Here is a 13,021-nt window from a genome sequence, read left to right as displayed (position 1 = left end):
CTCTTCAAGGCAGGTCGTGGTGTGTTCATCGCCGGCAAGAGCAATGCGCAAAATAGCCAGCCCGCGGGTTTTATTATCTGCACTTTGCCAATACGAAGTGTGCCACTACCGTTTTGTTGCTGAGGCTAGCGGCGGGTGCGCTCGATAATAGCAATCGTGATCTGACTGAAGATTAACAAGGAATATTGGTGTCCCTTTCGTAGGGCCTAGTTCAATGCTGTGTCGATGATATCGCTGGTGGTACGATCCTTTTACACTGTGGTGCCTTAGGTGAGACGATTGTCAACAATTGCCCTTGAAGTCATTACTTTGAGGGCGTAAAGTCCAGCTCGGTCGTTGAAATTGTCAACAATCGGGCTATTTTATGTCTGTTGCTGTACCAGAATCCTCACGCACCTTGGCTGACCGGGTTTTTTCCCTGTTGCAGGATGATATTGTGCGTGGCGAGATCCCGCCCGGTTCCAAGGTCAGCGAGACCGAGTTGGCAGGCCGTTATGGCGTCAGCCGTGGCCCGCTCCGTGAAGCTATCCGCCGTCTTGAATCCCGCAAGTTACTCGAACGCGTTGTCCATGTGGGTACTCGTGTCGCGTCTCTGAGCTTTGACGACCTGATTGAAATCTACCATGTCCGTGAAGCTCTGGAAGGCATGGCTGCGCGCTTGGCGGCCGAGCAAATGTCAACGCAAGAAGTTGCGGGGTTATACGATGTGCTGGCTCAACATGAGCAACAGCAAGACTTGCAGCAAGATACCGCCTATTTTCAGCGTGAAGGCGACCTGGACTTCCACTACCGCATTATTCAGGGCAGCCACAATGGCACCCTCAGCCAGATGCTGATCGGCGAGCTCTACCACTTGGTGCGCATGTACCGGTACCAATTCAGTTCCGTAGCGAATCGCCCGCAGAAAGCCCTTAATGAACACCGCCGTATCGTGGAGGCTATTGAGGCCCGCGATGGCGAGATGGCGGAGCTATTGATGCGCCGCCATATCAGCAGTGCCCGCAAAAACATTGAAAACCAATATGCCGCCCACAAGGCGGAAACCTTGAAATCGGATAACTAGGAGAACGCCATGTCAGCAAACCTGACCGCCGGCGGCCGCTTCCGCAAAGCGCTCGCGGAAGAAAAGCCCCTTCAAATTATGGGAACCATCAATGCCTATGCGGCAATGATGGCGGAACAGGTTGGTTATCGCGCTATCTACCTGTCCGGTGGTGGTGTGGCCAATGCCAGCTACGGCATGCCTGATCTGGGCATGACCAGCATGAACGACGTGCTGGAAGACGTGCGCCGTATCTCCAGTGCCGTGCAAACCCCTCTGCTGGTAGACATTGATACCGGTTGGGGTGGGGCGTTCAATATCTCTCGTACCGTGAAAGAAATGATCAAAGCGGGTGCTGGCGCTGTGCACTTGGAAGATCAGGTCGCCCAGAAACGCTGCGGTCACCGCCCGAATAAGGAAATTGTTTCCCAGGAAGAGATGGTCGACCGGGTTAAAGCTGCTGTCGATGGTAAGACTGATGATGATTTCTTCATCATTGCCCGAACTGATGCTTTCCAAAAAGATGGTTTGGAAGCGGCGATCGAGCGTGCACGCGCCTGTATTGACGCAGGAGCTGATGGTATTTTCGCGGAAGCCGTACACACCTTGGAAGACTACAAAGCGTTCAAGAAAGGTCTAGGTGATGCGCCGTTGTTGGCTAACATTACTGAATTTGGGGCCACTCCACTGTTCAGCCGTGAAGAGCTGGCCGAGGCAGGCGCGGATATGGTGCTGTATCCGCTGAGTGCTTTCCGTGCCATGAACAAGGCTGCATTGCAGGTGTATCAGAGCATCCGCGAACAAGGCCATCAAAAAGACGTGGTGGACATCATGCAGACACGTATGGAGCTGTACGATTTCCTCAATTACCACGATTACGAGCAGAAACTGGACGCACTCTTTGCCAAGGGTAAGGGTTAACAACCACCGTAAAGACCTGCTGCAGGAGTCGCTCAAATGCGGCTCTTGCAGTACATAGATTCCGCCAAGGCGGTTGAAAATAGATTTACAAGGAGACAAATCATGGCTGAAGCAAAAAAACTCGGCGGCGCAGGTTTGCGCGGTCAGGTCGCTGGTAAAACTGCACTTTCCACTGTGGGCGTTTCTGGCTCCGGCCTGACCTACCGCGGTTACGACGTTAAGGATTTAGCAGAAAACTGCGAATTTGAAGAAGTGGCGTACCTGATCCTTAAAGGCAAATTGCCAAATCAAGCGGAGCTGGATGCTTACAAAACCAAGCTTCAAGGTCTGCGTAGCCTGCCTGCAGAACTGAAAACGGTTCTGGAGCAAATTCCGAAAGATGCACACCCAATGGACGTTATCCGTACCGGTTGTTCCATGTTGGGTAACCTTGAGCAAGAAGATACTTCAGTGATGGGCGTATTCCCGACCCAGGAAGCTTGCGTCGATCGTATGCTGGCGTGTTTCCCGTCCATCATTTGTTATTGGTACCGTTTTAGCCATGACGGTGTGCGTATCGACGAAAACACCGGTGATTCTTCAATTGGTGCACACTTCCTGCACATGCTGCGCGGTGAGAAGCCCAATGAGTTGCATGAGCGCGTAATGAACGTGTCCTTGATCCTGTATGCAGAGCACGAGTTTAACGCCTCCACCTTTACCGCCCGTGTGTGTGCGTCAACCTTGTCTGACATCCACAGCTGTATTACCGGTGCCATTGGTACATTGCGTGGGCCGTTGCATGGCGGCGCTAACGAAGCGGCCATGGACATGATTGAAAAGTTCTCTGATGCAGATCATGCCGAGCAGGAAATGATGGGCATGCTTAAGCGCAAAGAGAAAATCATGGGCTTTGGTCATGCGATCTACACTGAATCTGATCCGCGTAACGCCATCATCAAAGAGTGGGCGGAAAAGTTGAGTCAGGACGTGGGCGACACTGTGCTCTATCCTGTCTCGGTGCGTTGTGAAGAGGTGATGTGGCGCGAGAAAAAACTGTTCTGTAACGCAGATTTCTTCCATGCCTCCGCTTATTTCTTCATGGGCATTCCCACCAAACTGTTCACGCCGATCTTCGTGATGAGCCGCCTGACCGGTTGGGCTGGCCATGTGATGGAGCAGCGTGCGGATAACCGCATCATTCGCCCAAGCGCGGATTATACCGGTGAAGAACTACGCCCGGTAACGCCAATCGCAGAGCGAGATTAAGCGCTTCATTTTGCGAGCATGACTTCCCGCGATAGGAGTAGGCTCCTGCGGGAAGTCATGCTCGCATCGCGAGTGCCGAATGTTTTACCCAAGATTTACCTAGACAAGAGATCCCCAGGCTATGAACACCGAATACCGCAAATCCCTTCCCGGCACAGAGCTGGACTATTTCGACACCCGTGCGGCGGTCGATGCGATCCAGCCTGGGGCCTATGCAAAACTTCCCTATACCTCACGAATTTTGGCAGAGCAGCTGGTGCGCCGTTGTGCACCGGTTGATCTGAACGATGCGTTGACGCAACTAATTGAGCGCAAGCGCGATCTGGATTTTCCTTGGTACCCAGCTCGGGTTGTCTGCCACGACATTCTCGGCCAAACCGCATTGGTAGACCTGGCCGGCCTGCGTGATGCCATCGCCGAGAAAGGTGGCGATCCGTCCCAGGTGAACCCGGTGGTGCCGACTCAGCTTATTGTGGATCACTCCTTGGCCGTTGAGCATCCCGGTTTTGAAGAAGGTGCATTTGAGAAAAACCGCGCGGTGGAAGAGCGTCGTAACGAAGACCGTTTCCATTTTATCAACTGGACTAAAACCGCCTTCGATAACGTGGACGTGATTCCGCCGGGTAACGGCATCATGCATCAGATTAACCTGGAGAAAATGTCTCCGGTGGTGCAAGTGCGCGATGGTGTGGCTTTCCCGGACACCTGTGTGGGCACCGATAGCCACACCCCCATGGTGGATGCACTGGGTGTGATTTCCGTGGGCGTGGGTGGTCTGGAAGCGGAAAATGTGATGTTGGGTAACCCGTCCATGATGCGTCTGCCGGATATCGTCGGCGTGGAAATGACCGGCAAGTTGCACCCAGGTATCACCGGTACTGACTTGGTGTTAGCCCTTACCGAATTCCTTCGTAAAGAGCGCGTGGTCGGCGCCTATCTTGAATTCTTCGGTGAAGGTGCGGACAGCCTGTCTGTTGGCGACCGTGCCACCATTGCCAACATGACGCCGGAGTACGGCGCCACTGCCGGCATGTTCTTTATCGATGATCAGACCATCGATTACTTGCGCCTTACCGGTCGTGAAGATGATCAGGTTGCCTTGGTTGAAAAATTCGCCAAAGAAACGGGCCTGTGGGCCGACAGTCTGAAAGAGGTGGAATACGAGCGCGTGCTGTCGTTCGATCTCGCTTCAGTTGGGCGTAACCTGGCTGGCCCGTCCAACCCGCACTCCCTGCTGCCTGTCTCTGAATTGAGTAGCCGTGGCATCGCCAAGGAGTGGAAGCAGGAAGAGGGTTTGATGCCTGATGGTGCGGTGATCATCGCGGCTATCACTAGCTGCACTAACACCTCCAACCCGCGCAATATTATTGGTGCTGGTTTGTTGGCACGTAATGCTAACAGGCTGGGTCTGATGCGTAAGCCCTGGGTGAAAAGCTCCTTGGCCCCCGGTTCTAAAACGGTAAAAATGTACCTAGAAGAATCCGGTTTGCTGCCTGAGCTGCAGCAACAAGGTTTTGATGTTGTCGCATTTGCCTGTACTACCTGTAACGGTATGTCTGGTGCATTGGATCCGAAAATCCAGAAAGAAGTGATTGAGCGTGACCTTTACTCTACCGCGGTGTTGTCTGGGAACCGTAACTTTGATGGCCGGATTCACCCTTACGCCAAGCAGGCCTTCTTGGCATCACCGCCGCTAGTGGTAGCTTATGCCATTGCCGGTACCATCCGTTTTGATATTGAAAAGGATGTGTTGGGCCATGACCAGGACGGCAACCCGATTATGCTTAAGGATATTTGGCCGTCGGATGAAGAGATTGATGCCATCGTGAAGTCGGCGGTTAAGCCTGAGCAGTTCCGCAAGACATACATCCCCATGTTTGAGAAGAAGGACGATGGTGTACGTGCGGCGAGCCCGCTGTACGATTGGCGTCCGCAGTCCACTTACATTCGTCGCCCTCCTTACTGGGAAGGCACCATGGCTGAGGCCCGTGCGCTGAAAGGCATGCGTCCATTGGCTGTGTTGCCGGACAACATCACTACGGACCATCTGTCGCCATCCAACGCGATCCTGCTGGACAGCGCAGCCGGTGCTTACCTAGACAAAATGGGCTTGCCGGAAGAGGACTTCAATTCCTACGCGACTCACCGTGGTGATCACCTAACGGCACAACGGGCCACGCTGGCTAACCCGAAATTGTTCAATGAAATGGTCAAGGATGAAGATGGCAATGTGATTCAGGGCTCCCTGGCTCGGGTTGAGCCAGAAGGGGAAGTGAAACGCATGTGGGAAGCCATTGAAACCTACATGGCGCGTAAGCAGCCGCTGATCATCATCGCAGGCGCCGATTACGGTCAAGGCTCGTCCCGTGATTGGGCGGCTAAAGGGGTGGCGTTAGCCGGGGTGGAAGCCATCGTTGCTGAAGGCTTCGAGCGTATTCACCGCACTAACTTGATCGGTATGGGTGTGATGCCTTTGCAGTTTGAAGAAGGTACTACTCGCAACACCCTTAACATTGACGGCACCGAAACCTTTGATGTGGAAGGGACGCCGGCGCCCCGCGCCAAGTTGACGCTGATCATGCACCGCGCTAACGGTGACGTTGAGCGTATCCCTGTGCTCTGCCGTTTGGATACGGCAGAAGAAGTGTCCGTGTATTGCGCGGGTGGCATCCTACAGAAATTCGCAAATGAATTTATGGAAGAAGCAGGCTGATTCGCCGCCCTTGCCAGTAGACGTTTGTCTGTCAGCCAACCAGCCCCTTAAGCAAGGGCCAGGTTGGCCATAGTAAGCGCCCTAACGGCCGATAAATTCTCAAACCCCGGCTGTTTAGCTCCGGGGTTTTTTGAAGGAGCAAAACTATGCCTCACGCACCACAGATAAAAATCCCCGCCACCTACATGCGCGGGGGCACCAGTAAAGGTGTTTTTTTCAGCCTGAAAGACCTGCCCGAAGCGGCACAGGTTGCTGGAGATGTGCGCGACAAAATCCTGTTACGGGTGATCGGTAGTCCCGATCCTTATGGCAAGCACACCGATGGTATGGGGGGCGCGACCTCCAGCACCAGTAAATCGGTGATTCTGGCCAAAAGCGAAAAAGCGGACCACGACGTGGATTACCTGTTTGGTCAGGTTTCCATCGATAAGCCCTTTGTGGATTGGAGTGGCAACTGTGGCAACCTGACCGCGGCAGTGGGGTCTTTTGCCATTAGCAACGGCTTGGTTGCAGCGGATCGGATACCGGAAAACGGTATTGCCGAAGTGCGTATTTGGCAGGTTAACATTCAGAAAACGATTGTTGCCCATGTTCCCGTTACCAATGGCGAAGTACAGGAAACCGGTGATTTTGAGCTGGACGGTGTGACTTTCCCCGCGGCTGAAGTAAAAGTGGACTTCATGGATCCGGCAGACGGGGAGGGCGCCATGTTCCCCACCGGTAATGTGGTTGATGAGCTTGAAGTTCCAGGTGTAGGAACCTTTGCGGCGACCATGATCAACGCCGGTATCCCGACGGTTTTCGTTAACGCCGAAGATATCGGGTACAACGGTACCGAGCTGCAGGGTGACATCAACGAAAATAGGGAAGCGCTGCAAACCTTTGAGACCATTCGCGCCTACGGCGCTAAACGTATGGGCCTCATCGACAATATAGAAGAAGCCGAGGCACGCCAGCATACCCCGAAAATAGCGTTTGTCTCCAAGCCCAAGAGCTACTCCTCCTCCAGCGGCAAGCAAATTGAAGAAGGGGATATCGATCTGCTGGTTAGAGCCTTGTCCATGGGCAAGTTGCATCATGCCATGATGGGTACCGCAGCCGTGGCCATCGCCTGTGCCTCCGCAGTACCCGGTACATTGGTGAACCTGGCAGCCGGCGGCGGTGAGCGCGATAGCGTTACCTTCGGCCACCCCTCCGGTACATTGCGGGTTGGGGCAGGGGCTAAACAAGTGAATGGTCAGTGGACCGCCACTAAAGCCAGCATGAGCCGTAGTGCGCGTGTGCTGATGGAAGGCAATGTCCGAATTCCCGGTGACAGTATCTAGTTAGCATTGACGGCATGGCGGATATGGATGCCTATTCATATTCGCCTGTTTAATCGTATAGCGCCCTTTTCATGCCAACCAACCCTTGACCCTGTGCCACCTGTAGGGCGACTCTAAACGCCAACCCATTGAGGGGAGGCTTCTACATGCCCAGCAATACCGACCAGAATCTACGACCCGATTACGATCAGGAAATTCAGGCTATTGTGGACTATGTCCGTGATTATCAGGTGGTCTCCGCCGAAGCTTGGCAAACTGCTCATATCTGTTTGCTAGATACCCTTGGCTGTGGGTTGCTGGCCTTGCGTTTTCCAGAATGTACCAAACACCTTGGGCCGATAGTGCAGGGCACAATAGTGCCTCATGGTGCGCGTGTGCCTGGTACACCTTACCGCTTGGATCCGGTTAAAGCCGCCTGGGACATAGGTTGCATGGTGCGCTGGCTGGATTACAACGACACTTGGCTTGCCGCTGAGTGGGGGCACCCTTCGGACAATATTGGCGCAATTCTCGCTGTGGCGGACTATCTATCCCAAAAACGGGTTGCTGAGGGCCGACCGCCTTTAACCATGGGCGTGGTGCTTGAATCTATGATCAAGGCCCATGAGATTCAAGGGGTGTTGGCACTTGAGAATTCGTTCAATCGCGTTGGGCTGGATCATGTATTGTTGGTGAAGGTTGCGTCCACGGCGGTGGTGTCATACCTGATGGGCGCTAACCGAGAGCAAATGCTTTCTGCTGTCTCCCATGCTTGGGTCGATGGCCAGGCGCTGCGAACGTATCGCCATGCTCCGAATGCGGGATCACGCAAATCATGGGCTGCTGGGGACGCCACTAGCCGAGCTGTGCGCCTTGCTGATATCGCCTTACGTGATGAAATGGGCATACCCGGCGCCCTAACCGCCCCCCAGTGGGGTTTTTATGATGTGTTGTTCAGCAAGAGCAACAAAGATCAGGCAATCAAACCACGCGAGACGCGCCAGTTCCGTTTGCAGCGTGATTACGGTTGCTACGTAATGGAAAATATTCTTTTCAAGGTTCGCTTTCCGGCGGAATTCCACGCCCAAACAGCCTGCGAAGCGGCGGTATTGCTTCATCCGAAGGTAAAAGAGCGCTTGAATGATATTGAGCGAATTGAGGTGACTACCCATGAATCTGCAATTCGAATCATTTCCAAACAAGGGCCATTAGCGAACCCCGCGGACCGGGACCATTGCTTGCAATACATGATCGCCGTTGCGTTGATCATGGGCGATCTCAGCGCTGAGTACTACGAAGACGTTTTTCATGCCAATAACCCGATGATTGATACGCTTCGGGACAAAATGCAGATCATTGAAAGTGCTGATTACACTCGCGATTACCTGAACCCGGCTAAACGCTCCATTGCCAATGCCATTCAGATTTTTTTCAAGGACGGAACCCAAACAGAAGTAGTTTCCATAGAATATCCTATCGGTCACCGCCGCCGCAGGGAGGAGAGTATCCCTGACTTAATGAGCAAGTTTCACCAGAATGTTTTGACCTGCTTCCCGCCAACACGAGCGAACCGCATTCTGGATACCTGTAAGAGCCGTGAGCGGCTGACAACAAAATCGGTGCATGAATTCATGAACATCTTAGCGTTATAACCGCCGAGTAGCTGTGCCGCTCGCGGCGTGCCCCCTTTTACCGCGCTACAACGCCGCTATTACAGCGGCTTGCGTGTAAGCAAAATTTATTGGGTGGCAGGGGCGCTTTGCAGAAGGGAGGCATCTCAATAAGGTATGACCCGCCCCTTTAAACATAAGCATACGGGTATATCTGCATTCAGAGAGGCTCACTCAGCGGGTGAAACAGCACTGTGGAGTTCGGCAACCGATATTTGTTAGGGCGAGATCATAGTATGGCTGACGCCTAGAAGAGCTCACCACCCCATGGGTAATGAAAATCTGGTGTCGGCGCAGAGGGGCTGCCGCCACTAATATGCTAGCAGTTTATGAGGGCTATCATCGTAATGTATCGCTTGCAGGCCCGCTGCCCACGGCGGGACTGACTACTGCAGCCGCCGCTTCAGCCCCTTCATCGCCAATACCCGCGTACTAATTTCCTCGATCGAAAGCTCCGTTGCATCCAAATAGGGAATATTATGCTTGTTGTACATGGCTTCCAGTGCTCGTAATTCCATATCACACTGACGCGGAGAGGCATATTTGCTACCGGCTTTGCGCTCGCTACGGATGGCGCTCAGGCGGTCGGCATCGATGGTGAGGCCGAACAGTTTATGCTTGTGCTCCATCAGAGCTTTGGGGAGGCGCAGGTCGTCGAAATCATCTTCGGTGAGCGGGTAGTTGGCGGTGAACAGGCCGAATTGCAACGCTAGGTAAAGGCATGTCGGGGTTTTGCCGGAGCGCGAAACGCCGATGAGGATGATGTCGGCCTGGTCATAATGCCGAGTGCGTGCACCGTCGTCATTATCCAGGGCGAAATGCACCGCGTTAATGCGGATGCGATAAGACTCTGCATCGCGAATGGCGTGGCTTTGGTTGATTTTGTGACTGGAACGCACCCCAAGCTCGTCTTCAAGGGGCCGTAGGAAGGCGCCAAACAAGTCGAGAATCAGGGCGTCACAGCCGTGCAGTATGGCGCGGTGATCAGTGTTTACCAGCGTGGAAAACACTACTGGCTTAGCGCCATCTTCTTTTGCGGCTTTGTTGATACGAGCCACCGCTTCACGAGTTTGCTCATCGGATTGGACGAAAGGCAGAGTCACCTGAATAAATTCGATGCTGCCGAATTGGCTAAGCATGCTGTGACCCAAGGTTTCTGCGGTGATACCGGTACCATCGGAAAGGTAAAAAGCGGTTCGTTTCATTGTGTTTGCCGTTTCTTTTACCGTAGGAGCGGAGCGCCTCTGCCCGGTTAGGGGCTGGTCGTGGAAAGTGTGATGTTCATGACTTAAGCGCCGCTCCTGCAGAGGGTAAGTCTTTGTTTTGAATGGATCCAGTCTAGACGCTGAGTTGGCGTGCGGCCAGTGCTATCTGACAGTGTTGGCTGATTTGACAGACGTCTAAGTCGCCATGGGTCGTCTGGATAGGGCGCGAGTCATACTCGCTGCCTGACAATTCTAGCAGAGCAATAGTTTTCTTTATTTTCAAAGAGATAGCGCTCCGTAACGGTGTGTGCCAATGGTCTGGACAGAGTATTGACCCAACTCCTACCCAAATACCGTGTAAATCTGAAAGAGGGGGCAGGCAAACTGCCGTGGTTTTGAGTAGAATGTCCGCTCGATTTGAGCCGGCACCTTGTGCTGCGCCTGCATTCAGGCGTTATCGGCACAAGGTGTGCCGACCTGCTTTGGCTAACAAACCAACCGGTAATACGTAAAAGGAGACGACCTTGGCGGAATATGTAGTCTGGTTTCAGGACCTGGGAAAAGATGACGTTGAGCACGTAGGTGGCAAGAACGCATCCTTAGGTGAAATGATCAGCAATCTGTCGGCAGCGGGTGTCTCCGTTCCAGGCGGCTTTGCCACTACCGCTGAAGCCTTCCGTGAGTTTCTTGAGCACAACAACCTGACCCAGAAAATCAACGAAGCGTTGTCTGCGCTGGACGTTGAAGACGTGGTCGCACTGGCAAAGACGGGTGAAGAGATCCGCCAGTGGGTAGTTGATGCTCCGTTCCAGCCTGAGCTGGACAAGGCGATTCGTGATGCGTACGCCCAGATTGGCGAAGGCAACGCAGACCTGCCAGTGGCCGTGCGCTCTTCAGCGACCGCGGAAGATCTGCCCGATGCGTCTTTTGCCGGCCAGCAGGAAACCTTCTTGAATATTCGTGGCGTAGACAGCGTCATGATTGCGGTTAAAGAGGTTTTCGCCTCATTGTTTAACGACCGCGCCATCAGCTACCGCGTTCACCAGGGTTTTGATCATAAGCTCGTTGCTCTGTCTGCCGGTGTGCAGCGCATGGTGCGTTCCGAAACGGGCGCTGCGGGTGTGATGTTCTCCATGGACACCGAATCCGGCTTCAAGGATGTAGTGTTCATTACCGCGTCCTACGGCTTAGGTGAAATGGTCGTGCAGGGTGCGGTTAACCCGGACGAATTCTACGTTCACAAGAAAACCTTGCTGAACAAAAAACCTGCTGTGCTACGCCGCAATTTGGGCAGCAAGATGCAGAAAATGATTTACGGTGCCGAAGGCAGCGCGGGCAAGTCCGTTAAAATCGTGGATGTGGACAAAGACGATCGCATCCGCTATTGCCTGACTGATGAACAAATCGAGGATTTGTCCCGCCAGGCGATCGAAATCGAAAAACACTACGGCATGCCCATGGATATCGAATGGGCGCTGGATGGCGACGATGGCAAGCTGTATATCGTTCAGGCGCGTCCGGAAACCGTGAAAAGCCGTTCCGATGTGAACGTTATGGAACGCTACCTGCTTAAGCAGACCGGTAAAGTGCTGGTTGAAGGGCGCTCCATTGGCCAGCGCATCGGCGCGGGTAAAGTGCGCATTGTTACCAGCATCAAGGAAATGGATAAGGTCCAGCCTGGCGATGTGCTGGTAACCGATATGACCGACCCGGATTGGGAACCGGTGATGAAGCGCGCTGCGGCTATTATTACCAACCGTGGTGGGCGTACTTGCCACGCGGCGATTATCGCCCGTGAACTGGGTGTGCCGGCCATCGTGGGTTGTGGCGATGCTACCGAGCTTCTAAAAGATGGCCAGGAAGTAACAGCCTCCTGTGCAGAAGGGGATACCGGCAAGATTTATGAAGGCCAGCTGGCGTTTGATATTCAGCGAAACTCCATCGAATCTATGCCCTCATTACCGTTCAAGATCATGATGAACGTGGGCAATCCGGATCGTGCCTTTGATTTCGCTGGTTTACCGAACCAGGGTGTGGGCCTTGCTCGTCTTGAATTCATTATCAACCGCATGATCGGTGTGCACCCGAAAGCGTTGCTGAATTACGATTCCATGCCCAACGATGTTAAGCAAAACGTCGACAAACGCACTGCGGGTTACGGTGATCCGGTAGATTTCTATGTGGAAAAATTGGTTGAGGGCGTGTCTACGCTGGCAGCGGCTTTCCACCCGGAGAAGGTGATCGTGCGTCTGTCGGACTTCAAGTCCAATGAATACGCGAACCTGATCGGCGGCAAGCTGTACGAGCCTGAAGAAGAGAACCCGATGCTAGGCTTCCGCGGCGCTAGCCGTTACATCAGCGAAAACTTCCGCGATTGTTTCGAGCTTGAATGCCGGGCCATGAAGAAAGTCCGTGATGAAATGGGCTTTACCAATGTGGAACTCATGGTGCCATTCGTGCGTACAGTGGGCGAAGCGGAGCAGGTTATCGACTTGCTTGGTCAAAATGGCCTTAAGCGCGGTGAAAATGGCTTGCGCGTCATTATGATGTGCGAGTTGCCGACCAACGCCTTGTTGGCTGATGAGTTCCTCCAGCACTTCGATGGCTTCTCCATAGGTTCAAACGATCTCACGCAGCTAACTCTGGGGCTGGATCGTGACTCCGGCATTGTTAGCCATTTGTTTGATGAGCGCGATCCGGCGGTCAAGAAGCTGCTGAAGATGGCCATTGATGCCTGTAATGAGCAGGGCAAGTACATTGGTATTTGCGGCCAGGGGCCGTCAGATCATCCGGATCTGGCCAAATGGTTGATGGAGCAGGGCATCTCGTCTGTATCCCTTAACCCGGATTCGGTACTGGATACTTGGTTCTATTTGGCCGAGAAGCACGGTAACTAATGCCTGCTTGACCGGCTGGCC

The 13,021-nt window shown here is 53.6% G+C and carries 8 protein-coding genes; 7 read left to right on the top strand and 1 reads right to left on the bottom strand.

What is annotated here, in order from left to right; translation table 11 throughout:
• The first annotated feature begins 364 nt into the window (after positions 1–364).
• From ABO_RS07430 to ABO_RS07405, 6 genes are all read left to right on the top strand, one after another.
• The gene (locus ABO_RS07430) at positions 365–1,063 is read left to right on the top strand and encodes a GntR family transcriptional regulator (protein ID WP_011588715.1); all 699 of its coding nucleotides are present in this window, start codon (positions 365–367) and stop codon (positions 1,061–1,063) included.
• 9 nt (positions 1,064–1,072) lie between these two features.
• Complete coding sequence (gene prpB, locus ABO_RS07425) at positions 1,073–1,963, top strand: methylisocitrate lyase (protein ID WP_011588714.1); 891 nt, start codon at positions 1,073–1,075, stop codon at positions 1,961–1,963.
• Between the two features lie 102 nt (positions 1,964–2,065).
• Positions 2,066–3,211, top strand: coding sequence for a bifunctional 2-methylcitrate synthase/citrate synthase (prpC, locus tag ABO_RS07420; protein ID WP_035460365.1), 1,146 nt, complete (start codon positions 2,066–2,068; stop codon positions 3,209–3,211).
• A gap of 121 nt (positions 3,212–3,332) precedes the next feature.
• Positions 3,333–5,924 (top strand): Fe/S-dependent 2-methylisocitrate dehydratase AcnD, encoded by a 2,592-nt coding sequence (gene acnD, locus ABO_RS07415; protein WP_011588712.1) that lies wholly within the window; start codon positions 3,333–3,335, stop codon positions 5,922–5,924.
• A 146-nt stretch (positions 5,925–6,070) separates the two neighbouring features.
• On the top strand, positions 6,071–7,249 hold the full coding sequence (gene prpF, locus ABO_RS07410) for a 2-methylaconitate cis-trans isomerase PrpF (RefSeq protein WP_011588711.1): 1,179 nt from the start codon (positions 6,071–6,073) through the stop codon (positions 7,247–7,249).
• 146 nt (positions 7,250–7,395) lie between these two features.
• Entirely contained in the window at positions 7,396–8,880 is a 1,485-nt protein-coding gene (locus ABO_RS07405) for a bifunctional 2-methylcitrate dehydratase/aconitate hydratase (protein WP_035460366.1), read from the top strand.
• A gap of 404 nt (positions 8,881–9,284) precedes the next feature.
• Here ABO_RS07405 and ABO_RS07400 read toward each other — a convergent pair whose 3' ends face one another.
• Entirely contained in the window at positions 9,285–10,103 is an 819-nt protein-coding gene (locus tag ABO_RS07400) for a posphoenolpyruvate synthetase regulatory kinase/phosphorylase PpsR (protein ID WP_011588709.1), read from the bottom strand.
• A gap of 524 nt (positions 10,104–10,627) precedes the next feature.
• On the opposite strand from ABO_RS07400, the gene ppsA reads away from it, so the two are divergent.
• Positions 10,628–13,000 carry a phosphoenolpyruvate synthase gene (gene ppsA, locus ABO_RS07395; protein WP_011588708.1) on the top strand — a complete coding sequence of 791 codons (2,373 nt, stop codon included), beginning with the start codon at positions 10,628–10,630 and terminating at the stop codon, positions 12,998–13,000.
• Positions 13,001–13,021 lie beyond the last annotated feature (21 nt).

This window comes from Alcanivorax borkumensis SK2 (assembly GCF_000009365.1).
GTDB lineage: Bacteria > Pseudomonadota > Gammaproteobacteria > Pseudomonadales > Alcanivoracaceae > Alcanivorax > Alcanivorax borkumensis.
The sequence above is the reverse complement of the archived record's forward strand: the minus strand, read 5'-3'. Positions and strand labels throughout refer to the sequence as shown.

What these genes read in the sequence shown, in the direction of transcription:
- ABO_RS07430 (WP_011588715.1), top strand. Translation starts at nt 365, where the DNA reads ATGTCTGTTGCTGTACCAGAATCCTCACGCACCTTGGCTGACCGGGTT.
- prpB (WP_011588714.1), top strand. Translation starts at nt 1,073, where the DNA reads ATGTCAGCAAACCTGACCGCCGGCGGCCGCTTCCGCAAAGCGCTCGCG.
- prpC (WP_035460365.1), top strand. Translation starts at nt 2,066, where the DNA reads ATGGCTGAAGCAAAAAAACTCGGCGGCGCAGGTTTGCGCGGTCAGGTC.
- acnD (WP_011588712.1), top strand. Translation starts at nt 3,333, where the DNA reads ATGAACACCGAATACCGCAAATCCCTTCCCGGCACAGAGCTGGACTAT.
- prpF (WP_011588711.1), top strand. Translation starts at nt 6,071, where the DNA reads ATGCCTCACGCACCACAGATAAAAATCCCCGCCACCTACATGCGCGGG.
- ABO_RS07405 (WP_035460366.1), top strand. Translation starts at nt 7,396, where the DNA reads ATGCCCAGCAATACCGACCAGAATCTACGACCCGATTACGATCAGGAA.
- ABO_RS07400 (WP_011588709.1), bottom strand. Translation starts at nt 10,103, where the DNA reads ATGAAACGAACCGCTTTTTACCTTTCCGATGGTACCGGTATCACCGCA.